Annotated in this window: 23 protein-coding genes; 7 read left to right on the top strand and 16 right to left on the bottom strand. The window is 43.4% G+C overall.

The window, feature by feature from the left end; all coding sequences use genetic code 11:
* Positions 1-3: 3 nt before the first annotated feature.
* The 3 genes from atpD to GVN16_RS23060 all read right to left on the bottom strand — a co-directional run bounded on the left by atpD (position 4) and on the right by GVN16_RS23060 (position 3,353).
* Positions 4-1,512 carry a F0F1 ATP synthase subunit beta gene (atpD, locus tag GVN16_RS23070; protein ID WP_166566324.1) on the bottom strand — a complete coding sequence of 503 codons (1,509 nt, stop codon included), beginning with the start codon at positions 1,510-1,512 and terminating at the stop codon, positions 4-6.
* 194 nt (positions 1,513-1,706) lie between these two features.
* Positions 1,707-2,813 (bottom strand): patatin-like phospholipase family protein, encoded by a 1,107-nt coding sequence (locus GVN16_RS23065; RefSeq protein ID WP_166566323.1) that lies wholly within the window; start codon positions 2,811-2,813, stop codon positions 1,707-1,709.
* 153 nt (positions 2,814-2,966) lie between these two features.
* Positions 2,967-3,353: a TraR/DksA C4-type zinc finger protein gene (locus GVN16_RS23060; protein ID WP_166566322.1), complete on the bottom strand. Its 387-nt coding sequence runs from the start codon at positions 3,351-3,353 to the stop codon at positions 2,967-2,969.
* A gap of 310 nt (positions 3,354-3,663) precedes the next feature.
* Here GVN16_RS23060 and GVN16_RS23055 point away from each other — a divergent pair, with 310 nt between their 5' ends.
* Entirely contained in the window at positions 3,664-4,941 is a 1,278-nt protein-coding gene (locus GVN16_RS23055; RefSeq protein WP_166566321.1) for a Glu/Leu/Phe/Val dehydrogenase, read from the top strand.
* Positions 4,942-4,998: 57 nt separating this feature from the next.
* On the opposite strand, the gene GVN16_RS23050 is transcribed toward GVN16_RS23055, so the two are convergent.
* Complete coding sequence (locus GVN16_RS23050) at positions 4,999-5,745, bottom strand: glycosyltransferase family 2 protein (RefSeq protein WP_166566320.1); 747 nt, start codon at positions 5,743-5,745, stop codon at positions 4,999-5,001.
* 157 nt (positions 5,746-5,902) lie between these two features.
* Here GVN16_RS23050 and GVN16_RS23045 point away from each other — a divergent pair, with 157 nt between their 5' ends.
* Complete coding sequence (locus tag GVN16_RS23045; RefSeq protein WP_166566319.1) at positions 5,903-6,937, top strand: patatin-like phospholipase family protein; 1,035 nt, start codon at positions 5,903-5,905, stop codon at positions 6,935-6,937.
* Here the strand turns inward: GVN16_RS23045 and GVN16_RS23040 are convergent.
* On the bottom strand, positions 6,934-7,344 hold the full coding sequence (locus GVN16_RS23040) for a lipocalin family protein (protein WP_166566318.1): 411 nt from the start codon (positions 7,342-7,344) through the stop codon (positions 6,934-6,936). The two genes, GVN16_RS23045 and GVN16_RS23040, sit on opposite strands and share 4 nt — an antisense overlap.
* 207 nt (positions 7,345-7,551) lie before the next feature.
* Between GVN16_RS23040 and GVN16_RS23035 the strand changes: the two genes are divergently transcribed.
* From GVN16_RS23035 to GVN16_RS23025, 3 genes are all read left to right on the top strand, one after another.
* On the top strand, positions 7,552-8,352 hold the full coding sequence (locus GVN16_RS23035) for a DUF1080 domain-containing protein (protein ID WP_166566317.1): 801 nt from the start codon (positions 7,552-7,554) through the stop codon (positions 8,350-8,352).
* 53 nt (positions 8,353-8,405) lie between these two features.
* On the top strand, positions 8,406-9,263 hold the full coding sequence (prmC, locus tag GVN16_RS23030; protein ID WP_166566316.1) for a peptide chain release factor N(5)-glutamine methyltransferase: 858 nt from the start codon (positions 8,406-8,408) through the stop codon (positions 9,261-9,263).
* A gap of 75 nt (positions 9,264-9,338) precedes the next feature.
* Complete coding sequence (locus GVN16_RS23025) at positions 9,339-10,310, top strand: MoxR family ATPase (RefSeq protein WP_166566315.1); 972 nt, start codon at positions 9,339-9,341, stop codon at positions 10,308-10,310.
* A gap of 23 nt (positions 10,311-10,333) precedes the next feature.
* Here GVN16_RS23025 and hemB read toward each other — a convergent pair whose 3' ends face one another.
* From hemB to GVN16_RS22995, 6 genes are all read right to left on the bottom strand, one after another.
* The gene (gene hemB, locus GVN16_RS23020) at positions 10,334-11,314 is read right to left on the bottom strand and encodes a porphobilinogen synthase (protein ID WP_166566314.1); all 981 of its coding nucleotides are present in this window, start codon (positions 11,312-11,314) and stop codon (positions 10,334-10,336) included.
* Between the two features lie 138 nt (positions 11,315-11,452).
* Entirely contained in the window at positions 11,453-12,340 is an 888-nt protein-coding gene (atpG, locus tag GVN16_RS23015) for an ATP synthase F1 subunit gamma (RefSeq protein ID WP_166566313.1), read from the bottom strand.
* Between the two features lie 65 nt (positions 12,341-12,405).
* Positions 12,406-13,983 (bottom strand): F0F1 ATP synthase subunit alpha, encoded by a 1,578-nt coding sequence (atpA, locus tag GVN16_RS23010; protein ID WP_166566312.1) that lies wholly within the window; start codon positions 13,981-13,983, stop codon positions 12,406-12,408.
* Between the two features lie 394 nt (positions 13,984-14,377).
* Entirely contained in the window at positions 14,378-14,776 is a 399-nt protein-coding gene (locus GVN16_RS23005; RefSeq protein WP_166566311.1) for a DUF3592 domain-containing protein, read from the bottom strand.
* A gap of 14 nt (positions 14,777-14,790) precedes the next feature.
* On the bottom strand, positions 14,791-15,231 hold the full coding sequence (locus GVN16_RS23000) for a DUF3592 domain-containing protein (RefSeq protein ID WP_166566310.1): 441 nt from the start codon (positions 15,229-15,231) through the stop codon (positions 14,791-14,793).
* Positions 15,231-16,265, bottom strand: a complete 1,035-nt coding sequence (locus tag GVN16_RS22995) for a hypothetical protein (RefSeq protein ID WP_166566309.1) — start codon at positions 16,263-16,265, stop codon at positions 15,231-15,233. The genes GVN16_RS23000 and GVN16_RS22995 overlap by 1 nt, the downstream gene beginning before the upstream one ends.
* A 124-nt stretch (positions 16,266-16,389) precedes the next feature.
* On the opposite strand from GVN16_RS22995, the gene GVN16_RS22990 reads away from it, so the two are divergent.
* A complete protein-coding gene (locus GVN16_RS22990; RefSeq protein WP_166566308.1) occupies positions 16,390-17,850 on the top strand; it encodes a 7TM-DISM domain-containing protein in 1,461 nt (486 codons plus the stop codon).
* Here the strand turns inward: GVN16_RS22990 and GVN16_RS22985 are convergent.
* Both GVN16_RS22985 and GVN16_RS22980 read right to left on the bottom strand, forming a co-directional pair.
* Positions 17,844-19,049 carry an acetyl-CoA carboxylase biotin carboxylase subunit family protein gene (locus GVN16_RS22985; protein ID WP_166566307.1) on the bottom strand — a complete coding sequence of 402 codons (1,206 nt, stop codon included), beginning with the start codon at positions 19,047-19,049 and terminating at the stop codon, positions 17,844-17,846. The two genes, GVN16_RS22990 and GVN16_RS22985, sit on opposite strands and share 7 nt — an antisense overlap.
* 108 nt (positions 19,050-19,157) lie before the next feature.
* Positions 19,158-19,547 carry a DUF1573 domain-containing protein gene (locus tag GVN16_RS22980; RefSeq protein ID WP_166566306.1) on the bottom strand — a complete coding sequence of 130 codons (390 nt, stop codon included), beginning with the start codon at positions 19,545-19,547 and terminating at the stop codon, positions 19,158-19,160.
* Positions 19,548-19,756: 209 nt separating this feature from the next.
* Here GVN16_RS22980 and GVN16_RS22975 point away from each other — a divergent pair, with 209 nt between their 5' ends.
* Positions 19,757-22,174 carry a thiamine pyrophosphate-dependent enzyme gene (locus tag GVN16_RS22975; RefSeq protein WP_166566305.1) on the top strand — a complete coding sequence of 806 codons (2,418 nt, stop codon included), beginning with the start codon at positions 19,757-19,759 and terminating at the stop codon, positions 22,172-22,174.
* A gap of 90 nt (positions 22,175-22,264) precedes the next feature.
* Here GVN16_RS22975 and GVN16_RS22970 read toward each other — a convergent pair whose 3' ends face one another.
* The 3 genes from GVN16_RS22970 to GVN16_RS22960 form a co-directional block, all read right to left on the bottom strand.
* Positions 22,265-22,813, bottom strand: coding sequence for a carboxymuconolactone decarboxylase family protein (locus GVN16_RS22970; protein ID WP_166566304.1), 549 nt, complete (start codon positions 22,811-22,813; stop codon positions 22,265-22,267).
* Positions 22,814-22,907: 94 nt separating this feature from the next.
* A complete protein-coding gene (locus GVN16_RS22965) occupies positions 22,908-23,441 on the bottom strand; it encodes a carboxymuconolactone decarboxylase family protein (protein ID WP_166566303.1) in 534 nt (177 codons plus the stop codon).
* The gene (locus GVN16_RS22960; RefSeq protein ID WP_166566302.1) at positions 23,441-23,989 is read right to left on the bottom strand and encodes a carboxymuconolactone decarboxylase family protein; all 549 of its coding nucleotides are present in this window, start codon (positions 23,987-23,989) and stop codon (positions 23,441-23,443) included. The genes GVN16_RS22965 and GVN16_RS22960 overlap by 1 nt, the downstream gene beginning before the upstream one ends.
* Positions 23,990-24,019: the final 30 nt, after the last annotated feature.

Raw genomic sequence — 24,019 nt, 5'->3', positions numbered from 1 at the left:
CAATTATTTTCCTGCAGCTTCAGCAATCAGCTTCTCTCCTTTTACAACAGCGTCTTCAATAGTACCCACAAGGTTGAAAGCTGCTTCAGGTAAGTGGTCATAATCACCGTCAATGATTTTGTTAAATCCTTTGATGGTATCATTGATGTCTACCAATACCCCTTTCAGACCTGTAAATTGTTCAGCCACAAAGAATGGTTGAGACAAGAAACGTTGTACACGACGGGCTCTTGAAACGATCTGCTTATCTTCTTCTGAAAGTTCTTCAAGACCAAGGATCGCAATGATATCCTGAAGTTCTTTGTAACGTTGTAAAATATTTTTAACTCTCTGAGCACAGTTGTAGTGAGCCTCACCCAAAACTTCTGCAGAAAGAATTTTCGAGAATGAGTCAAGAGGGTCAACCGCCGGGTAGATACCCAACTCAGAAATTTTACGGCTCAATACGGTAGTGGCATCCAAGTGGGCAAATGTTGTTGCCGGAGCCGGGTCAGTCAAGTCATCCGCAGGTACATAAACCGCCTGTACTGAAGTGATTGATCCGCGTTTTGTAGAAGCAATACGCTCCTGCATCACACCCATTTCAGTAGCCAGTGTCGGCTGATAACCTACCGCCGATGGCATACGACCCAAAAGGGCTGAAACTTCAGAACCTGCTTGTGTAAAACGGAAGATGTTATCGATAAAGAAAAGGATATCACGTCCTTTGCCCTCGCCATCACCATCACGGAAGTGCTCAGCAACTGTCAAACCTGACAAAGCCACACGTGCACGGGCTCCCGGAGGCTCGTTCATCTGGCCGAAGATAAAGGTAGCCTGAGAATCTTTCAAAGCTTCTCTGTCTACTTTGCTCAAATCCCATCCGCCTTCTTCCATTGAATGTTTGAAAGCATCACCGTATTTAACGATACCTGATTCGATCATCTCACGAAGCAAGTCATTACCTTCACGTGTACGCTCACCAACACCTGCAAATACAGAAAGACCTGAATATGCTTTGGCAATATTGTTAATCAATTCCTGAATCAATACGGTTTTACCTACACCGGCACCACCGAAAAGACCGATTTTACCCCCTTTTACATATGGAGCAAGAAGGTCAATTACCTTGATACCTGTATATAGAATCTCAGTGGCAGTAGCCAGATCTTCGAACTTAGGTGCGTTACGGTGAATTGACATACCAGGAGTATTTACTGCTCCAAGACCGTCAATCGCTTCACCAACCACATTGAAAAGACGTCCTTTGATCTCTTCGCCAGTCGGCATTGTGATAGGAGACTCAAGGTGTACCGCTTCCATTCCTCTTTGTAAACCGTCAGTACTGTCCATCGCAATGGTACGGATACGGTCTTCGCCAAGGTGTTGCTGACACTCAAGAACTACTCTTTGTCCATTGGATTTAGTTACCGCCAATGCATCTAAAATTGCAGGAAGAGAACCTGATTCTCCTTCGAAACTCACGTCTACAACGGGCCCGATGATCTGTGAGATTTTACCAATATTTGCCATTTATAATGAATTTTAATTAAATCTATTGATTTTTGGAGTGCAAAATTAAAAACTCCACGTGACAATTCAAATTCAAAGGGCTTCTTTTTTGCATTTTTTTTAGAGTTTTGGGATGTTTTTGCCAATTTTATTGTAGGAAACTATGAATATCCCATTCCCCTTCAGATTCACCGAACAAATTTGTACGGTTTTTCTTACAGAAATGCTTTAAAAACCTGGGCTGCATCAGCATATCCCCGGGCTTTCCTGTCCAGAATCACTTCCATGGAAAGATTAAACGAGTCTTCCTGGTCCTCCGCTTCGGGATGAACGTAATAAAAACTGAAGTGCCTGAGCTTTTTCCCCTTGATCAGAAGTTCTTCAGGAGCAGCCTGTTTTGCCAGTTCATTGATCAGCAAAAAGGTCTTCATATCATTTCTGAATATTTCAGACATCAGAAAATCATTCAGGGCCCTCAGAGTGATCGTGGCAATATTCAGCTTTTCGTTTCCATAGTTTTTCATCCGGGTATTGTTGCAATTGATAATAAACAACTCATAATCAGACTCTGTATCTGACCTGATGTATTCAATCACGCTCCCGATCGGTGAGATATTCTGGATGCCGCCATCCATTAAATTTTTAACCTTTTCCTGATTAAAACCTACCTCGGCAACAGGACTGGAAATAACGGGAAGGGAAAGCGAGGCAAGCATAGCCTCAGCTAAATCAGTATCGGTATCAAAACTTTGTGCTTCCACCATGTGATAGCGGGCATCTTCAAGTGATACGAATCCACAAAAAAAACGAGTGTCTTCGGGGAAAAAATCTTTGGAAAAATACTGTTCAATCTTCTGGCGGAGCGGCTCATGAGATGCCAGGGAGCGTATTTCAGTTATTTTGTTCTCGATCTTCTTAATAACTTCATTTAAAAGAGATTTCCTGAACCCTTTCCCCGCCAGCATTCCAAAAACGGACTTCAAAATCGCCTTGATAAAAAACCAGGTGTCCGGAAGGTATCTGGCCAGTCTGTCAGGATCAGGATTGAAGTTCCCTTTATCATCAAGAATATCAGACTCAAATATCTCTTTCCCGCCATTTTTAGCCAACAGATTCCAGAACTCATTGAGCTCTGAGAGCTTATCCATCGCCACCATACCCCCGTTAAAGACGCCGGCTGAGACACCGGCAACAAGATCAAATTTCATCTGGCCGGATTTTCCGGTTATAGCAGTCCAGTTTTCGGCAATAAGATTCAGGGCACCGACTTCATAGGAACACTTAAATCCACCACCACTCAGGATCAGGGCAGTTTTTTTCATAGGTTAATTTCCTGGCTATTTACAAGACTCCAAAGTTAACTTGTTAATAACACTCGAACAAGCGTAAAAACACCTGATCTTGAAAGGAAAAACACCTGAACAAGAAAAGCCGGAAGATCCGGCTTTTCTTGTTTTTGTAATATTTCACTGAAATCAAGAAGATTTCATTTTAGCTTCAATGGTTTGCTGCGTATGAGGTACAGCTTTAAGTCTTTCTTTGGGAATAAGTTTTCCGGTATCTTTACAAATACCATAGGTGCCGTTTTTGATTCTGATCAAGGCGGCTTCCAACTGGGTAGCAAATTTCTGTAACCTTGCCGCTGACTGACTCAAATGTTCTTTTTCTCTTACATCTGCTCCATCTTCAAGAGTTTTAGAGCCTACGGAAGTATTGTCCGTCCCATTATCGTTTCTTCTGCTAAGCGTCTCCTTAATAAAATTTACTTCAAGATTGGTAGCTTCCAATTTCTTCAGAATTATTTCCTCGAATTCGGCAAGTTCACTTTCAGAATACTTGTTTTTCTCTTCTTGCTGAGTCATAATCAAAAGAATTTTTGGTTTGTCGACTGGTTATTTTCATAAAATTGTCGCAAATATATATTATTACTACCTTTTAATCAATATTAATTTCAAATAACAAATCATTTAAAAAAAATTTATTCCAACAAAATGCCGCTTTATCGAAATAAACACCTATTTTTAGATGAAATACCTTAGTTAGATTTTATCAAAAATTAATTTGGCAAAATCATTTTCCAATGGCAAATATTACGATTTTAAGTTTTTTTATATTTTATCTAAGTTTGCATCGTTTTTCAGACTTCATCATATAAAACTAATATTCAAATTTATGACATATATAGAGCCTGCACCTATAAAAGACAAGGAGAATCCGCTGGAATCCATGATGTCGAGGTTTGATGCCGCCGTGAAAATTTTAGGCATCAGCGACGAAATGTACAATATCCTCAAAGTGCCTGCCCGTCAGGTCATTGTAGGTATTCCTGTCACTATGGACAATGGAAAAATCGAGGTTTTTGAAGGCTATCGCGTTATTCACTCTACCATTTTAGGCCCCGGAAAAGGTGGTATCAGGTTTGACCCTGATGTTACACTCGACGAAGTGAGGGCACTGGCTGCCTGGATGACCTGGAAATGTGCAGTGGTTGATATTCCTTATGGCGGTGCAAAAGGCGGAATTGCCTGTAATCCCAGAAATATGTCTGCCGGTGAAATCGAAAGATTAATGAGAGGTTACGCACTGGCCATGCTGGATATATTCGGACCGGATAAAGACATTCCGGCACCGGACATGGGCACAGGTCCGCGTGAAATGGCCTGGCTGATGGATGAATATTCCAAAGCCAAAGGAATGACCGTTCAGGCCGTGGTAACCGGCAAGCCGCTTGTATTGGGTGGTTCATTGGGAAGAACCGAAGCAACCGGGCGTGGTGTCATGGTATCGGCCTTATCCGGCATGGATAAATTAAAACTCAACCCTTACCGCTCCACAGCAGCCGTTCAGGGCTTTGGTAACGTAGGATCACACGCTGCCCAGCTTTTACAGGAAAAAGGAGTGACCATTACTGGCATCAGCGACATCAGTGGGGCATATTATAACGAAAAAGGCATTAACATCGAAAAGGCAATGGCCTTCAGAAATCAGAACGGCGGAACACTCGAAGGTTTCAAAGAAGCCGAACTGATTGCCAGTGAAGAATTATTGTTTTTACCGGTCGACCTCCTGGTCCCTGCGGCTAAGGAAGACGTAATTACTCAACACAACGCCTCCAGGATTCAAGCTAAACTGATCGTGGAAGGAGCCAACGGACCAACTTCTGCCAAAGCCGATGACATCATCAATGACAAAGGTATTATGGTAGTTCCGGATATCCTGGCAAACGCCGGGGGGGTAACCGTCTCTTATTTTGAATGGGTACAAAACCGCATCGGTTACAAATGGACACTGGACAGGATCAACAGAAGATGTGACAGAGCGATGAAAGATGCCTTTAACAATGTCTTCGAAGTTTCTCAGAAATATAATGTCTCTATGAGGCTGGCGGCCTACATCGTGGCTATCGACAAGGTTTCGAGCTCTTACAAATTCAGGGGCGGATACGGTTGATCAGCCCGTCAGGGTATCAATAAAACAGCCCGGTCATGCAGACCGGGCTGTTTTTGTTTATTTCTTAAGCCATTGAAAGACCTTTGAAAGCGGCTTAACGATAAAGGTGTACCAGTTAGGCTCCAAACCATTGATCTGCCAGGCTCTTTTATCTTCCCTGTTGGCCCTCCACCTGTTTTTCAGCGACACATTGCTTACGCCTCCTGCCCTCATTTTCATTTGTACCTGCGGGATGTAAGCTGCTTTCAGATTGTGTTTGTAGAGCATCCTCAGCATCAGCTCATAATCGCCGGCACTTTTGAAGGTTGGATCAAACAACCCGAACTTTTCATAGGCTTCTCTTTTCAGAAAGAAAGTTGGATGCGGTGGCATCCAGCCGTTCAGGAATCTGTTTTTTTCATATTCACCGGAAATCCACAGTCTGATTTGCTTTGAGGTGTCTTCAAAATCAACATATTGCAAGTCTCCGTAAACGGCGTCTGCACCGGTAGAAGACATCTTGTCGACCACCCTGCTGATGACCTGGTTATCCGGATAAAAATCATCAGAGTTGATGATACCAATGATGTCTCCGGTGGCTCTTGCCACTCCCTTACTCATCGCATCATAAATGCCCGAGTCCTTTTCAGACACCCAGCTGATTTTATCTCCGTAAGATTTAAGGATATCGACGGTGCCGTCTTTGGAAAGGCCATCGGCTACAATGTATTCAATATTGTCATAGTCCTGGCTGAGCACACTTTCTATCGTGTCTTTCAGCGTCTTTTCAGAATTATAAGTAATCGTGACGATAGAAACTTTCATAAACCTTTTTAATGTTGAGGAACGCAAAAATACACCCTTTGGAACAATAAGCAAACGTGCCGTTTCACTTACGACCTATTCCGTGAATTATATCCCTGCTCACCGCACTATTTAAATCCTTTACACGTTCAAAAATCATAACCTGACAAAAAATCCGATGCATAAAACCAAAGTCATTGTAAGTGTAATCATCATTCTTTTTACCCACCCGGGTAGCCACGCACAAAAATACCGCAACCTGGTCATGGAGGGCGGGGGCATCAAGGGAATTGCCTACGGAGGTGCATTGCAGGAACTTGAAAACAAGGGAATCCTTCAGGGCATTGTCCGCACAGCAGGCACCTCGGCCGGAGCCATTCAGGCCTGTTTACTGGCCCTGGGCTACTCTCCCTCAGAAATTACAGATATCATCAGCAATACACCCGTAGAGTCTTTTAATGATGACGGGTTTGTACTTACCGGGTCAAAACGGCTGATCAATAAGTTCGGATGGTACAAAGGAGATAGTTTTCTTTTAAAAATGGAAGAGGTGATCCAGCAAAGGACCGGCAATCCCAACCTGACTTCCAGAGAGCTTCATCAGCTGGCCCAATCTTATCCTTTCAGGGATCTGTATGTCACAGGCTGTAATTTAACCAAGCAAAAAATCGAAGTCTTTTCTTATGAAACCCACCCCGACATGAGAGTGGCAGACGCCGTAAGGATTTCAATGTCTATCCCGCTCTATTACCGGGGAGTCTGGGTAAATGAACAGGGGAAAATTTCAGAAAATCCGTTGCCGGGTGAAAACTGCAGTTTGTTTGTGGATGGTGGCTTATTGATGAATTTCCCTGTAGCTTTATTCGATAATAAAAAATATTTCCAGCCAGATAACGAAAAATCAGATTTTAACCCCGAAACATTAGGCCTGAGGCTGGAACGGTGTGAGCAGATAGAACATGAGGTCCAGAAAAAAGAAGGCCTAGCTCCTTTCGAAATCACGGATTTCAGCTCTTACATGTCGGCATTATCAGGCATCATCATGCGAAACGTCAATACCCTGAATCCGAGGGACGCCGAAAGAACCATCTATATCAATGACCTGGGTGTAAGTGCCCGGGTGCGAAAAGTACCGGAAGATGAAAAAAAACGCATGATGCTCTCAGGACGCCAGGGAGTCATTGATTTTTTTGGCAGATATGGCAGTCATTAAAGTCTCTTAAACCGGTATTCGCCGGTATTGAAAGGCTTCAGTATGAGTTCCTTTTTTGTATGTTTTAGAATTGCCACTTTTTTAGGATAAGTGGATGACATACACATAGTCTGTAAATAGACGGCCTCCCCGTCATAGGTAAAAGTGCCGGGTCCGCACCCCATAAATCCGTATTCAACAGGAATGGTGTTGTCATAGGTTTCATTGAATTTTCCGCTCCTGGAAAACTCAATCACCACAGATTTTGATTTGGGCACAGTCACTTCCTGGCAGGAATTCTCTCCATCGGGTTTGCAGTAATCTTCCAGTTTCCATTTCCCGGTAATGCCATCCTCCGAAACTTCTTCTTTCTTACAGCCGGTCAGGGCAAACAGCAGGACGGCTGAAATAATGATGAGTTTTTTCATGGTATTAAATAAATAAAGGGATGAATAATTTACCCTTACCAAATATAGCCTCATGCATACAAAAATCAAATGATATACGGACCCGGATGGGTCAAAAAGTTATTTATCGGTAAAAAAATGTGTCAATGACTTTTTAATTTTTTTATATGAAGATTCCACTTTGTTTTGTAGTTTTGGCATCATTATAAAATTCAACCTGATTTAGATATGAAAAGAAAGAATTTATTGGTTAGCAGTATTCTTATTACAGGACTTGTTGTAAGCCTGTCGACATTTGCTCAGCAACGTCCTTATCCTTCTACCCCGCCGGAAGTTTCTCCGATGCCGATGAAACCTGAAATGACAGAGATCTGGGATCCTGAAGTTACGGTAATTACGCCTGCAAAAAAACTGGGTGACGCTCCTTCAGATGCGATTATCCTTTTTGACGGCAAAAATCTTGATCAATGGGTAAGCCAGAAAGATCCTTCCAAAGCTGCTCCATGGAAAATTGTCAACAACGACCATTTTGAAGTGGTACCTGGAAGCGGGATGATACAAACCAAACTTAAATTTGGAGACTGTCAGCTGCACATTGAGTTCAGTGCACCTGATGAAGTAGCCAATGCAGGACAGGGACGTGGAAACAGCGGCGTTTTCTTCCAGAACCGTTACGAACTTCAGATACTGGATTCTTATCAGAACCGTACTTACAGAAACGGACAGGCAGGAAGTATCTATAAAGATGCTGCTCCATTGGTAAACGCTATGCGTACTCCCCTGGAATGGAACACCTACGACGTTATTTATACTGCTCCGAGATACAAAGCCGACGGCCGTGTGGATGCACCTGCCAGAATCACCGTTCTGCACAACGGTGTTCTTGTTCAGAACAACACGACCATCTTAGGTTTGACCAACTACATCGGACTTCACCTTTATCCTGAAGCTCACGGCGAAGACGTTATTGCTTTGCAGGATCACGGTAACAAAACCCAGTTCCGTAATATTTGGATCAGAAGATTGTAAGACTCAACGCATTTCATTCTATATTTGGGAGGACAAACGTCCTCCCTTTTTTTATGCAAAAAATAAACAGTAAGACCCTTTTTAATGATCTTTACAACCGTATTACGGTCTATGAAGCAGAAGAATCCAAAGAAGTGGCAGCCCTGGTGCTGGAAAAATACCTTGGTCTTAAAAAGACCGACTTACTGATCAATCAGCCTGTAGAAGTTTCTGAAGATCTCAGCAGGGAGCTGGATCAGGTCATTATCCGCATTAACCATTCCGAACCGGTTCAATACATCCTTAATGAACAATGGTTTCGCAACCGCAGGTTTGAAGTCAACCGTCATGTGCTCATTCCGAGACCTGAAACCGAGGAACTGATAGACCATGTCATCAACTATGCAAAAGACCTACCAGGTGCTAAAAAAATACTGGATATAGGCACGGGAAGCGGTTGCATAGCCGTAAGTCTCGCTCTGGAAATTGAAAACGCTGAAGTAACAGCCCTGGATATCTCAGAAACAGCCCTGGAAGTAGCTAAAAAAAACGCCCTGAACAATCAGGCAGAAATCAGATTCTTAAATATTGATGTGCTTGACCCGGCCAGCTTTCCCGAGGAAAAATATGATATCATAGCCAGCAATCCACCCTATGTGAAAGAAAACGAAAAAGGGGAGATGAGGCGTAATGTGCTGGACTTTGAACCAGGCCTTGCCCTGTTCGTAAAAGACGATGATGCCCTGCTTTTTTACAGGAGAATAGCCGACCTGGGACAAAGTCACCTGACAGCACAGGGATTCATTATCGTTGAAATCAACAGCTATCTGGGCAAAGAAACCTCTGAGATGTTCCGTGAAAAAGGTTTTGGCAAAGTCACTCTGATCAAAGATTTTTTTGAGAGAGACCGTTTTATCATAGCCTGGCCTTAATAATGCCCGTTTTTACTTAGACTTTTGGCCGAAATTCATTAATTTCACCCTTCTTTTTTACAAGAAACCAATTCAATGAAAGATACCAATTATTTATATTCCAAGATACAGGAGGTTTTAGCTGAAGTAAGCAAAGTGGTCATCGGGCAGGATTATCTTGTCAACAGGCTTCTGATCGGCTTATTTACCGAAGGCCACATCCTACTCGAAGGTGTGCCGGGGCTGGCTAAAACCAAAACCATTAATACCCTGGCCAGAGTCCTGGACCTGGGTTTCAGGAGAATTCAGTTTACTCCTGACCTTTTACCATCAGACCTGATCGGAACCATGATTTACAATCAGAAATCCGGAGAATTTGAGGTAAAAAAGGGACCTATCTTTGCCAACCTTATATTAGCGGATGAAGTCAACCGGGCTCCTGCAAAAGTACAGTCTGCCCTTTTGGAAGCTATGGCTGAGAAGCAGGTTACCATCGGAGAATCATCTTATTCACTGGACCGCCCGTTCCTGGTCATGGCCACACAAAACCCGGTAGAACAGGAAGGTACCTATCCGCTTCCGGAAGCCCAGGTAGACCGTTTTATGATGAAGGTGTATGTAGACTACCTGGATAAGAAAAGTGAGCTGGAAGTCATCAGGAAGATATCCAACGTTGATTTTAAATATGATGTCAAACCTATTCTGAGCCGGGAAGACATCATGGCCATCAGAAGTGAGATCAACAAAATCACGATTTCAGATATGCTTGAGAGGTACATTGTTGAATTGGTTTTTGCCTCAAGGTTCCCCGAAGAATACGGATTGAAAGACGAAGCCCGTTACGTACAGTTTGGTGTTTCACCAAGAGCCGGTATAGCCCTTTATTCTGCGGCTAAAGCCCTGGCATTCTTTGACAAAAGGGATTATGTACTGCCCGAAGACATCAAGGCTTTGGTTAAGGATGTGTTTAACCACAGAATTATCCTTAATTATGAGGCTGAAGCGGATGGCGTAACCACCCGCCAGATCATTGACAACATTCTCAGAAGAGTGGCTATCGGAGGATAATCCGGGATTATCCCCCTCAAAGCTTAATGATTTTTCAGCGAAGCAAACTCCTTGGCAAAATAGCTGAGGATGATCTTTGCCCCTGCTCTTTTTATTGAAGTCAGTAACTCGACCATGGCCTTTTCACCATCAATCCAGCCATTCTGAGAAGCGGCTTTGATCATGGCGTATTCACCCGAAACATTGTAGGCTGCAATAGGAATCGGAAAATTATCATTCAGTGTCTTAATGACGTCCAGGTAACTGAAAGCAGGCTTGACCATCAACATGTCGGCACCCTCTTCAAAGTCCAGCTCTGCCTCTATAAGAGCCTCCTTAACGTTCGCAAAGTTCATCTGGTAGGTTTTCTTATCCCCGAACTTCGGAGCCGAATCAAGGGCATCTCTGAAAGGCCCGTAAAAGGCACTGGCATATTTAGCGGTATACGCCATAATACTTACTTCCGAAAATCCGGCATCATCCAATCCGTTTCTGATCGCTCCGATTCTCCCGTCCATCATATCCGACGGCCCGATGATGTCAGCACCGGCCTTGGCCTGTGCCACGGCCATTTTAGTCAGTACATCGACCGTTTCGTCGTTGATGATTTTACCGTTCTCCACAATGCCGTCGTGCCCGTCGCTGCTGTAAGGATCGAGGGCCACATCGGTCATGATCACAAGCTCAGGATATTTACTTTTGATTTCAGACAAAGCTCTTAAATAAAGCGTTTCCGGGATCAGGCTTTCCGTACCGTATTTGTCTTTTTTATCTTCCGGATAATTCGGGAACAAACATATTGATTTAATACCCAGATCAGTCACCTCAGCCAGTTCTTCCAGCAACAAATCAAGACTGAACCTGTAAATACCAGGCATAGATTTGATTTCAGATTTGATTTTCTCTCCTTCCAGAACAAACATTGGAAATATGAGATCATTAACCGAAACACTTGTTTCCTGAACAAGGTCTCTTATGGCCTGGGATTTTCTGTTTCTGCGGGGTCTTCTTTGTAAGTATTGCATTGCTGTCTTTTTATAAGGGCCAGGAGTGGCCTCTTTATTATTAACCGTGAATCAAATTCTTTAGTTTTTGATTTTAATAAAAAAAAGACCTACCAAATGAATGGTAAGTCTTTTTTTCTAACAATATTTCAAATCGTCTTACGCACTTTTGAGAGCTTCCGCACCACCAACGATCTCAAGGATCTCTTTGGTAATGGCCGCCTGGCGTGAACGGTTATATTCAATTTTCAGATCACGAAGCAGGTCTCCGGCATTTTCTGTGGCTTTTTCCATGGCCGTCATACGGGCACCATTTTCAGAAGCGTTAGATTCCAGCACTGCTTTGTATAGTTTCATCTTGATTGACTTAGGAATCAGCTCAAGGATGATTTCTTCTTCTGAAGGTTCAAAAATGTAATCAGCGTTCGCAGAAACGGCGGCAGTTTCTTCTTCTTTCTTAACAAGAGGAAGCATCTGCTCGGTACGGATAATCTGCGTAGCTACATTTTTAAACTCATTAAAGACCAATACCACTTCATCATACTTACCTTCAGCAAAATCAGCCATGGCTTCTTCGGCAGCTGCACGGGCAGAAGCAAAACTAAGTCTGGTGAAAATATCGGTATGATGGGTGTTTACTTTAAAACCTCTGCGGGCAAAAGCCTCTCCACCTTTTTTACCTAAAGCAAGTATCTCTACATTACCGGTTGCTACTAAAGAAGGGTACTTTTCATTGATAAAAGCGGTAGTCGCTTTAACAATGTTAGCATTGAAAGCTCCGCAAAGACCTCTGTCGGAAGTGACAACAACTATCAATACGTTTTTAAGTTCACGTACCTGAGTGTAAGGACTTTGAGAACCCACTTCAGTGTTAGCCGAAACGGTTGAGATTAAGTCATTAAGCTTATTGGCATAAGGTCTCATCTGCAGGATGCGATCCTGAGCCCTACGCAATTTTGCAGCCGCCACCATTTTCATGGCTTTGGTGATCTGCATGGTCGAGTTAACCGAACCTATTCTGTTTCTTACTTCTTTTAATGAAGGCATGGTATATCCTTTTGAAAACTATTTAATCCGGACGACTGAATCAGTCATCCGGATTTTCAAATGAATTAAGCGTATTTTAAAGCAAGCTCTTTTCCTGTTTTTACAATATAGTCTGTAATTTCAGAATCAAGTTTACCTGCAGCAAGGCTGCTTACAAATTCCGGTTTGGTTGACTTCAATAAAGTCAGGAATTCGCTTTCGAATTCTTTTACGCGTTCTACAGGAACGTTATCCATGATTCCGTTGATCGAACCATAAATGATAGCGATTTGCTCTCCTACAGAAACCGGCTGATATTGTCCTTGTTTCAAAATTTCCTGGTTACGACGACCACGCTCGATAACGAGTTTGGTAGCAGCATCAAGGTCTGAACCGAATTTAGAGAAGGCTTCCAATTCACGGAACTGAGCCTGATCCAGTTTCAAAGTACCTGCTACTTTCTTCATCGATTTAACCTGGGCATTACCACCTACACGTGATACCGAGATACCTACGTTGATCGCAGGACGGATACCTGAGTTAAACAAGTTAGACTCAAGGAAGATCTGTCCGTCAGTAATTGAGATTACGTTAGTCGGGATGTAAGCCGAAACGTCACCTGCCTGAGTTTCAATGATCGGAAGGGCTGTTAATGAACCACCACCTTTTACTTTCCCTTTCAATGAAGGAGGAAGGTCGTTCATTGCCTGTGCGATTTCGTCAGATTCGTTGACTTTCGCAGCACGTTCCAGCAATCTTGAGTGAAGGTAGAATACGTCACCTGGATAAGCCTCACGTCCCGGAGGACGACGAAGAAGCAATGAAACTTCACGGTAAGCTACCGCTTGTTTTGACAAATCGTCATATATTACTAAAGCCGGACGGCCAGTATCTCTGAAATATTCTCCGATGGCAGCACCTGTAAACGGAGAGAAGAATTGCATTGGAGAAGGATCTGAGGCACCTGCAGCAACGATAACTGTGTAGTCCATAGCTCCGTAACGACGCAAAGTCTGCTCAACAGCTTTGATCGTAGAGGCTTTCTGTCCACAAGCTACATAAATACAGTAAACCGGCTCACCTTTGTCGTAGAATTCTTTCTGGTTGATGATGGTGTCAATACAAACAGCTGTTTTACCTGTCTGACGGTCACCGATAACCAACTCACGCTGACCACGACCGATCGGAATCATCGCATCAATAGCTTTGATACCTGTCTGAAGAGGTTCTGTTACGGGCTGACGATAGATAACACCCGGTGCTTTACGCTCCAAAGGCATTTCAAAAGTTTCTCCCTGAATCGGACCGTTACCATCGATCGGCTCGGCCAATGTGTTCACTACACGTCCAACGATGCCTTCACCTACTTTGATAGAGGCGATTTCACCTGTACGTTTTGCAGTAGCTCCCTCTTTGATCCCTGATGAGTCTCCCAACAATACCGCTCCAACATTATCTTCTTCAAGGTTAAGGGCAAGAGCCTTAAGGCCGTTTTCGAATTCTATCAATTCACCGGCCTGTACTTTTGAAAGTCCGTAAATACGAGCTACACCGTCACCAATCTGGAGTACGGTACCAACTTCTTCGAGTTCCGCTTCGGTTTTTGAGCCTGCCAGTTGCTCACGCAAAATAGCCGAAACTTCGTCTGGTCTAACTGATGCCATGTTTATTTATGATGATTTTTTTGATTAATAACAAAGAGAAGAATGACGGATAAAAATAAAGTTTCATCAATTAGTCTTCTTTTTCGGGTGCGAAATAACTAAAAAAATTTCATAATTCCGATAAAAACTGAAAAAAATGTCTCCAAACCTTGCACTTTTTATAGATGTTGCCCCGTTCAAATGCCGGCTAACCTGCCGGATCTCTTTCAATCACGGAGACAAAAAATAGTAAAGTGTAGATGAGTGCATTCAGCTCCGCGGCTTATTCATCGAAAAAACAGACTTTTGTAAAGTATAAACAGGCATAACCTTCATACTTTTAAAGGCTTGACCAAGCCCTGAAATACCACTTATGTAATAAAAAAATGATTTATTCTTCAAAACCGGGGACTTATCAGATCTCTTTTCTGAAAGCAAAAAAGAAAACAACCCCGAAGGCCATAAAAACAAATCCGAGCCCGAATAATATCCAGAAAACGATGGATTCTCCTTTAATTCTGACATCACGGTCTTCGTCGGGATTTACGAGTATCTGGACTTTCTCACCGATCTCATAAGAAGGCGGGGTAGTATAAACATTGTGGTAATACAACCTGAAAGATCCGTCTTTGGTTTGATACTCAATCACCGGGGCCATTCCCCGTGACCTTCTCCCCGAAGATTCATAGTCAACCACCACTCCGGTCTTTTCGATGGCCTTTTTAGCAAAACTCCGGTTAGAATTGAAAATATACCCTGATATGCCCAAAAGCAATACCCCTACCAGGATGAATGTTAATATGACGTATTTCATGGGATAATAATGGTTTATTTTAGTTTAAATGTGACGCGTTTGGAAGCCAGGCCAATGACCAGGAAAATCAGGCCCATAAAACTTAAGATGGCCATAGCGATATAACTGTAACCCAACATGACATCCTCAGGATTTTGAGGATCATAATAGAGGGTGGTCTTTTCTCCTATGTGATAAGACGGAGGATTGGTACCTTCGGGATGATGATAAGTGTGCTTCAGGTTATCCGGTGTGTAATATTCAAATATGGGTTGGGGCAACCTTTTCCCTTGGGGTATTTCAAAATCAACGACCTCAGCCGTAGTCGTTTCCGCAGTCTTCATAAAGCGGGACTGGGAGTAGAAAATCCAGAGGACCGCCAGGAAGAAAAGTGATCCTGTCATGATAAAAATGAGCTTGAAATGCTTCTGAAAAAATGTTTCAGGAGGTTTTTGCTTAAATGGTATCTTGCTCATTACCAAGGCGATTTTTTATAATAACTCACATAGGTATCTCCATCAATCACTATCATAGGATCTCCGTTTTTAGGATGATTTCTTTTTTGAAAAGAATAGGTTTTATTGCCTTCAGACCTGGACTGCACCTGGATAGCATTGCCTGATACCCGCCAGGTGCCGCTGTCTGAACTCTGGCTGCTTGAACCCCCGTATCCGCCGCCTCCATACCCGCTGATTGAACCTTCTGCATAGTATTCATAGGTGCCGTTTCCGTTAATGACAATACATTTACTGCTGTTGTAGCTACTGGAATAGGTGGACGAAGTATTGACCCAGCACCACTTACCTACAATACTCTGGTCAATTCCACCTCCGGAATTTTGGCTATATGACCCTCCCGAGTTTTGTCCATAGGTTTGGTTATTGCCGGACGGTGCCGAATAGGCCGTCCCACCCTGGAGCATAACGGTAGTTCCGTTTCCACTGAGCGTCAGATAGTTTCCGTTAACTGCGAATTGAAGATCCGAAGACCCGGATGAACTTGAAATGGTCAGAACATCACCGCTGGTGGTGTAATTAAACGCAACACCATTGTACAATCCTTTTCCCCCGGCCTGAAAAACCATGGTTTCGCCATTTCCGCTCCAGGTGCCAGTAAGACCAGCCGCTGTATTTTTTGTATTACCGGGCTTCACCAAGGTTGTCGAATTCGGTGCAGGGCCGGAAACAGACGTGCCGTCCCTGGAAAAACTCAGGGGGGCGTCCAGGTCGCCTCCGGATAGGGTAAGTTTCCCGCCTTGAAGTGAGTAATTGTACCGGGTGGTTTCACCGTCCTGTTTTACGGAAAGGATATTGGAAGTGCTGGTGTAGGTTATTTTCTCTCCGTCAAAGCTTCCGCTTCCATCCTGATTCAATTGCAGGATCATCGCAAATCCGAATTGGTTATTGGTCCATTTGCCACTGAGAGAAGTTTTGCCTGATGGTACTTTGGAGCCGATCTGGGCCATCAGGAAAGTGGGAAATAATAAGCAGATGAATAAAGTTTTTTTCATGGCAGTGTTTTTTTAATCAGCCTGGTCTGTGTCTGGAAGACCACTTGTTTAGCTTTGACAAACCACCAAAAAAATTGCGATTCATTCAATACCTCAAATGTGGTATTTTGACTAAATTGCATTAATGTTACCTAAAAACCTGCTATTAATCATCTTGTTCCTTGCTTTTCCTCTTCAGGGAATTGCTGAATATGTAGTTGACAACCGGCAGCAAAAAGAAATTTTAAAAGACAGTCTGTTCGTTTTTAAGGACCAAAGCCAGTCTCTGACCATTCATGAAATCACTCAGCAGCCCTTTTCACTTTCCAAAACCACCATTCCAAATTTCGGGTGGGGTAAATCTGTCTGTTGGGTCAGGTTTTCTTTCAGTACTTCGGGGACTGTTTCCAATGAATTTCTTCTCCATGTCAATTCTGCCATTTTTGATGAAATCAGCTTTTATCTTTTTGAAGAAAATAAGATCGTGGATAAGTTTGAAGAAATCAGCAGCAAAACTCCCCTGACCGGGAGGTACTATCCGCATCGCGATTTTGTTTTTCCATTGAAAATACAACCCGGCCATCGTTACACGGTTTACCTCAAAGGGCGGAATCTTTTTAATAACAATAAATTCCCTTTGATCATCTGGGAAAAAGATGCTTTTGAGCAAAGCGAACGGATGTCCAATTTGTTCTGGGGTATTTTCCTGGGCATTTTCCTCCTGATCGCCATCCTCAATTTTACGATCGGATTTGTTTCAAAAATGAAAGTTTTCAATTACTACGGCATGTATGTCATCAGCCTCATGCTTATTTTCCTGAACCTTGAGGGCTATTTTTATGAATATGTCCCGAAAGGAATATTTCAGAACAGCGTTTATAACATTTATCCTTATTTTAATTACTCTTCCATTTTCTGGACAGCCCTGTTCATTCTTTCTTTTACCAAACTTTCCCTTACTTCAAAGCCTTACCTGGAGCGTGGACTAAGGATTCTGGCCATTTTTTTCTGGGTGTTACTGATACCATCGATATTCAGTCCGCTTTGGCAGAATGCTGCCGGCGACACCTTCTTATTGATCTGGGGCTGGTTAGGACGGATATTTATCCTTATCATCCTGGTCTGGTCTCTGGTTTCTATTCTTTACAGCACCTCCGGAAATCAAATGGCGGTGATTTACCTTATTGCAAGCATCCCTCCTATCCTGTCCTATATCATCCCCCAGTATTTTAACCCGGTGTTCAATTTCTGGATTGTACAGCCTTATGCATACCTGGTCGGCTTCCTGATCGAAATCATCATTTTGTCGGTGGCCATGATTTTCAGGATAAGGGCTTTTTTATTCCGCACCGAAGAAATACCGGAAACAGGTAAACCGGAACCGAAAGTCATCAGTGAATCCAACGGTATTTTATCAAAGCGGGAAACGGAGATCCTGAAAGCCTTTGCCAACGGATTTTCGTATCAGGAAATTGCCTCAGCCATGTTTATCAGCCCGCACACGGTCAGAACGCATATCAAAAATATATATACAAAACTGCAGATCAACTCCAAAGCAGAAGCTGTCCGGTATATCGTAGAACAGGAAAGAGCCGGTGATCAGTGAACCGGTTTATCCGGTGCGGGAGCAGAGGCATGATAGCCCAGGTCATAAATCATCCTGGCATACTTATCCAGCAGCTCAACTACCCTGGCCCTGCTGTCTGATTTTACAATGAGACCGACATGGTATTCATCATCCATTTTCCAGTAAATTTCCTCGTCATTAAAGGCCGATAAATCAGGATGCTGATGACTGGACAGGGAAATAATGATCCCGGAATACATTTTTTCAACCGGAGGAAGGGTATATGGTTTATTTTCTGCCACAGAAGTCTCTATCTTGGCCCACTCTTTCCACAGGTTTATGCCTGAAGAAGCCTCGACCATCTCGGCCAGATGTGCCCCACCTACCCTGGATGCCGTTTCCAGGAAATAGTAGTTGCCGTCTTCATAACATTTGATGACTTCGGTATGCGAAGCACTGAATTTCATACCAAAAGCCTTCATCACCTGGTAATTAACCAGGGTAAGGGCCTGTTCATCCAGAGAAGCATGTTCAACAGTGACCGACCCGAAAATCCCGCCACCATGGGCTACTTCAAAAGGAGTACTCAGGTACTGACTGCAGCGGCTGAAGACCACTTCACCACCAATGATCAGGGAATCTACATGGTATACATCACCGGGCTTGAATTGCTCTATTAAGAAATTGTGGCGTTCTTCTCCAAGGCTGTGAACGGTGTCCCAGGCTTCCTGAAACGCATAGACTTTCTTGATTCCCGCCGCAGAAGCTTCGGAACGGGGCTTGATCACCCATGGCGGGGTTGTTTTATGTAAATACTCTGTTATTTCAACGTCATTAAAAAGAGGACTGAACACCGGCACAGCGATGCCTTTATCTTCAGCCTGCACACGCATGGCCAGCTTGTCCCTGAAATATCTGGCGGTGGTCTGACCCATTCCCGGAATCCTGAAGTGTTCCCTGACCAATGCTGCTTTTTCCACATCAAAGTCGTCCAGTGCCACCACCAGGTCAATTTTTTTTGATCTCATCAAAAAAGACATCCCGTCTATGATCTTCCTGTAGGTGTCAAAGCTGTTTTCAACATTGTCAAGAAAAAAAAACTCATCGATACTTTCTCTGGGCCAGGGTTTGTATTCAAGGGCTTTGTTGGTCAGAAGCAGAACGGTGTTGCCCTCGGCTTTGGAGGCTCTTAAAAACTCGGCCCCTTTAAAGAATGTGCAAATGCATAGTATGGTCATAAGTTTCTTCGTTTTTTTTGAAATTCAATATAAAAGATTAAAAATTCAAAAAAAATAAAAGGCCATTCATTTTTAGATGAATGGCCTTAAAATTAATACAGGAATATATTATCTGGATCCGCTGCCTTTGGCATTAACAGACCCCTTGATGGTCAGAATTACAGTTCCGTTTTCAGCATTGCTGGTAACAGTAATGGTTTTGGTAAAGTTACCCGGACGACCCGCAGTGTTATAACCTACTTTGATAAGCCCTTTAGCACCTGGCATGATCGGATCTTTAGGCCATTCAGGTGTAGTACATCCGCATGAAGGCTGAGCGTTGTTAATGATCAACGGAGCAGTACCGGTGTTGGTTACTTCAAAGCTGTAAGTCGCGATCGGACCTTCGCTCAATTTTCCGAAATCATGAGCTTCTTTGTTAAATTTAGCACGTGCCTGAGCATTTGATGCCGCTGCAAAAGCCACAATGGCCATCAAGGTAAAAAGGAATTTTTTCATTGTTTTAACAGTTTTTTGTTTTGGTATTCTAATTTAAGTCTTTCTTGTTCTTTAATTTATACGCAAATAAAAGCCCAACTTCTGACAATCTGCAAATTTTTAACAATGCATTAACAAAGAACCAAACCTGCCCCTGCATATTGTAAACTCAAAAAAAAATCGTATTTTTACAAAAAATAGTTGTCATACTAATTATTCAATTGCGCCCTATGGGAGAATTATTGACTGAGTATTACACTTCATCTGATCTTATTATCTCAAGGAAAGAATTATTGGATGATTATCGTCTGGCTTGTGAAAGCAGGGCAGTCAGTTTATTAGGCAGGAAAGATGTTTTTATGGGCCGTGCCAAATTCGGAATTTTCGGAGACGGCAAAGAGATTGCCCAGATTGCCATGTCTAAAGTTTTCCGTAAAGGAGATTTCAGGTCCGGTTATTATCGCGACCAGACCTTTGTTGCGGCTGTAGACGGCCTTACCTGGCAACAATTCTATGCACAACTTTATGCCCATGCCGACGTCAAGCATGACATTTTCTCCGGAGGAAGGGCCATGAATGCCCACTTCGGCAACAGATGGATCGATGACAACGGTGAATGGCTGCCCCAGACAGACATGTATAACAATGTCATGGATGTTTCTTCAACAGCCGGGCAGATTCCCCGCAGTATAGGAATTGCCTATGCCTCCAAACTTTACAGGAACAATCCGGCATTAAAAAATCAGAATAAATTTTCTGTTAATGGTAACGAAGTGTGTTTCGCTACCATCGGCGATGCTTCTACCTCCCAGGGAATGTTTTTCGAATCGGTTAATGCTGCGGGCGTCCTTCAGATTCCTGTCGTGTTTTCTGTGTGGGATGATGGATACGGTATTTCTGTGCCGATTGAGTATCAAACTACCAAAAGCAGCATTTCAGAAGCCATGGCGGGTTTTCAGAAAACCGCCGAGTCAAATGGTATACATATTATCAAGGCCAGGGGCTGGGATTATCCCGAACTCCTCAGGGCTTATCAGCAGGCCGCCAGATTTGCAAGGGACGAGCATATTCCTGTACTGGTTCATATCACTGAAATGACCCAGCCGCAAGGCCATTCGGCATCCGGGTCGCATGAAAGGTATAAATCAAAAGACCGTCTGAACTGGGAGGATAAATTTGACTGTAACAGCAAATTCAGGGAGTGGATACTTAAAGAAGGCTATGCCAAAACCAGCGAACTGGAAAAAATAGAAGCCGAAGCCGGAGAAGTGGCTAAAAACGCCAGAAAAGACTCCTGGACTGCCTACAGGTCGGCTATTGATACAGAAAACAGGCTTGTTTTTGATATTCTCAATGAAGCAGAAAAAACATGCGTCAGAAAAGAAGAAATACGTCAGATCAAGCTCTCGATAGGGAAAAATCCTAACCTGTTAAGAAAAGATGGCATAGCAGCCCTCAAAAAACTGATCAGAATAACCCTCTCGGAAAAAGAGAGTTTTAAAATAAAGCTTCAGGGATTAATCAAAAAACTTGAAGAGAAAAACGAGTACAGGTACAGTTCACATCTTTACAGTGAATATCCTACTTCACCCATGCTGGTGAAGGAAGTAGCTCCTGAATACCTGCCTACCAGTCCGTTAAAAGACGGCCGGGAAATCATCAATCTCTATTTCGACAGTCTTTTTGAAAATAATCCCCTGGTATTTGCCCTGGGTGAGGATGTCGGAAAAATCGGTGATGTAAACCAGGGTTTTGCAGGTTTACAGGAAAAACACGGCGAACTGCGAATCACCGATACGGGTATCCGTGAGACCTCCATTATCGGTCAGGGTATTGGTGCAGCCATGCGTGGACTTAAACCTATCGCTGAGATACAGTACTTCGATTATATCTACTACGCATTACCGACCTTAACCGACGATCTGGCCTGCCTGAGATACAGGTCATTCGGTCAGCAAGCTGCTCCGCTGATCATCAGAACCCGCGGACACCGTCTGGAAGGTATCTGGCATTCAGGCTCACCTATGTCTGTTATGCTTCATGCTTTAAGGGGTATTCATATCATCGTGCCCCGTAATTTTGTTAAAGCAGCAGGCTTTTACAATACCCTTATCAAAGGTGACGACCCAGCCCTGGTTATCGAATGCCTCAACGGTTATCGCCTTAAAGAAAAATGCCCGGAAAACCTGGCAGATATCTGCGAGCCTTTGGGAATTCCCGAAGTGATCAGGGAAGGATCAGACATTACGATCGTTACTTACGGTTCTATGTGCCGCATTGTAATGGATGCTGCCGATCAGCTGCAGGAAGTCGGCATTAATGCGGAGGTCATTGACGTACAGACTTTGCTTCCTTTTGACATCAACAACCGCATCCTGGAATCCATCAAGAAAACCAACAGGGTTATTTTTGCGGATGAAGACATGCCGGGAGGAGGGTCTGCTTACATGATGCAGCAGGTGCTGGACAAACAGGACGCTTATCATTACCTGGACTCAAAACCGATAGCTATCAGTGCCAAAGAACATCGCCCGGCTTACGGTTCCGACGGGGATTATTTCTCAAAACCAAACGCAGAGATCATCTTTGATGAGGCTTATGCTTTAATGAGAGAGGCATTGCCGGCTAAGTTTCCCAAGCTTTATTAATTTTGAGCAGAAAGGTTAACGGAGGAGGAATTTAACTTAATACATATTGAAAAAGCCACGGCATGCCGTGGCTTTTTTTTTAATGCGATTTTATTTGGGTGATGAGCCTCCGTAGCCCGTTTCTTCGACTATTTTTCTGGCTCTTTCGCGGTACATTCCGGGATTGTCCGGGGCAAAGGTACCCAAACCGTCCACATAACGGTTAAACATACAAAACGCAGCCGCTATCAGAACCGTATCATGTATTTCAATGTCTGTAGCCCCAAGTGCCCTGGCGTCTTCCACCTGCTGTTCATATACAAATTTCCCACCTTTCTGAACATTGGCAGCTATAGAAAGCAGAGCTTTCATTTTCTCGGTTACAGGAGCATTTTTATAATCCCTTTTTACCTTATCCACGAGGTCCTCGTCTTCAGGATGATAATACCCTGCGACAGCTCCGTGAATATTCTGGCAGAAAAAACAATCGTTCAATGAAGAAACAAAAGTGGCAATCAGCTCTCTTTCTCCTTTACTCAGGCCTTCATCTGTACGGAGCAGTGCGTCTGCCAGAGCATTCAAAGGTTTGGCCGTTAAAGGCCTGAAATCCATCAGCCCCCTGATACCCGGCAATTGTTCGTCTACTTTTATATGAGCCATTTTTATGGGTGATTTGTGATTAAATCTTTTAGTGATCAAAGACCGACTCTTTCTAGCATCGTAATTTCTCTTTTCTTGGTACCATTCTCTGAAATCAATGCCCGTAGCCTTGTTCAGCCATCATTTTACCTCTTTGTTTCAATGATTCCGGGGTATCTTTCGAAACAATCCCCAGGCCATCTATATAACGGTTATAGAAACAGAAAAGGGCGGCAATCAATACGGTATCGTGAATTTCGAGATCAGTAGCCCCTTCCTCCTTAGCTTTGCTGACCTGTGCTTCGGTAACATATTTTCCACCTTTCTGCACACTTCCTGCAATGTCCAAAAGGGCCTTGAACTTATCAGATATTTCAGCAAATCTGAAATCTGCCTTAATCTGACTAATCAGGTCAGGCTGGCTTTCATAAAAACACTGAGCTACTTCACCATGGACGCTGTGGCAGTTATAACAATCATTAAGTGAAGAGACATAAGTAGCAATAACTTCCCTCTCTCCCATGCTCAGGCCTTCGTTGCTTCGCATAAGCACCTGCATCAGGCTCATTAAAGGCGGAGCAATAACGGGTCTGTAACTCAACAGCCCACGCATGCCAGGCAAGGCTTCATCCAGTGAAATATAGGCCATCAGGCAGGTTTTTGAGGTAATACATAGCCAATAGTCCCCATTCTCTCACCCATCTGTGCATAAGCAGCATCTTCTGTAGGAGTGAGCGTAGCGAGCCCGTCGACATAACGGTTAAACATACAGAAAGTAGCGGCAATCAATACGGTATCGTGAATATCACGGTCATTGGCACCAAAGCTTCTGGCCAGGGCCACGTCCTCATCACTTACAGTGCGGGCATCTTCCTGTACCCTCCCGGCAATGGTAAGCAATGCCTTCAGTTTATCAGAGATCGGTGCTGACTGATAATCATCCAGAACCAGGTCTACAACGCCTGATTCCTGGTCAAATAAATACCTGGCCGCTGCTGCATGGCTTGAGGCACAAAACTTACATGTGTTTTTATGCGAAACATAAGTAGCTATAAGTTCTCTTTCGGCAGGACTCAGAGGAGATTCGTCTCTCAGCAGCACCTGAGCGAGTTCATACAAAGGTTTACCTGTATCCGGTCTGTACATCACCAGGCTTCTGATACCCGGTACGCCTTCTTCTAATGGGATATGCGACATTTTATGTACTGTTTATATTTTTTTTAAATT

This window comes from Emticicia sp. CRIBPO (assembly GCF_009905725.1).
Classification (GTDB): Bacteria; Bacteroidota; Bacteroidia; order Cytophagales; family Spirosomataceae; genus Leadbetterella.
The sequence above is the reverse complement of the archived record's forward strand: the minus strand, read 5'-3'. Positions and strand labels throughout refer to the sequence as shown.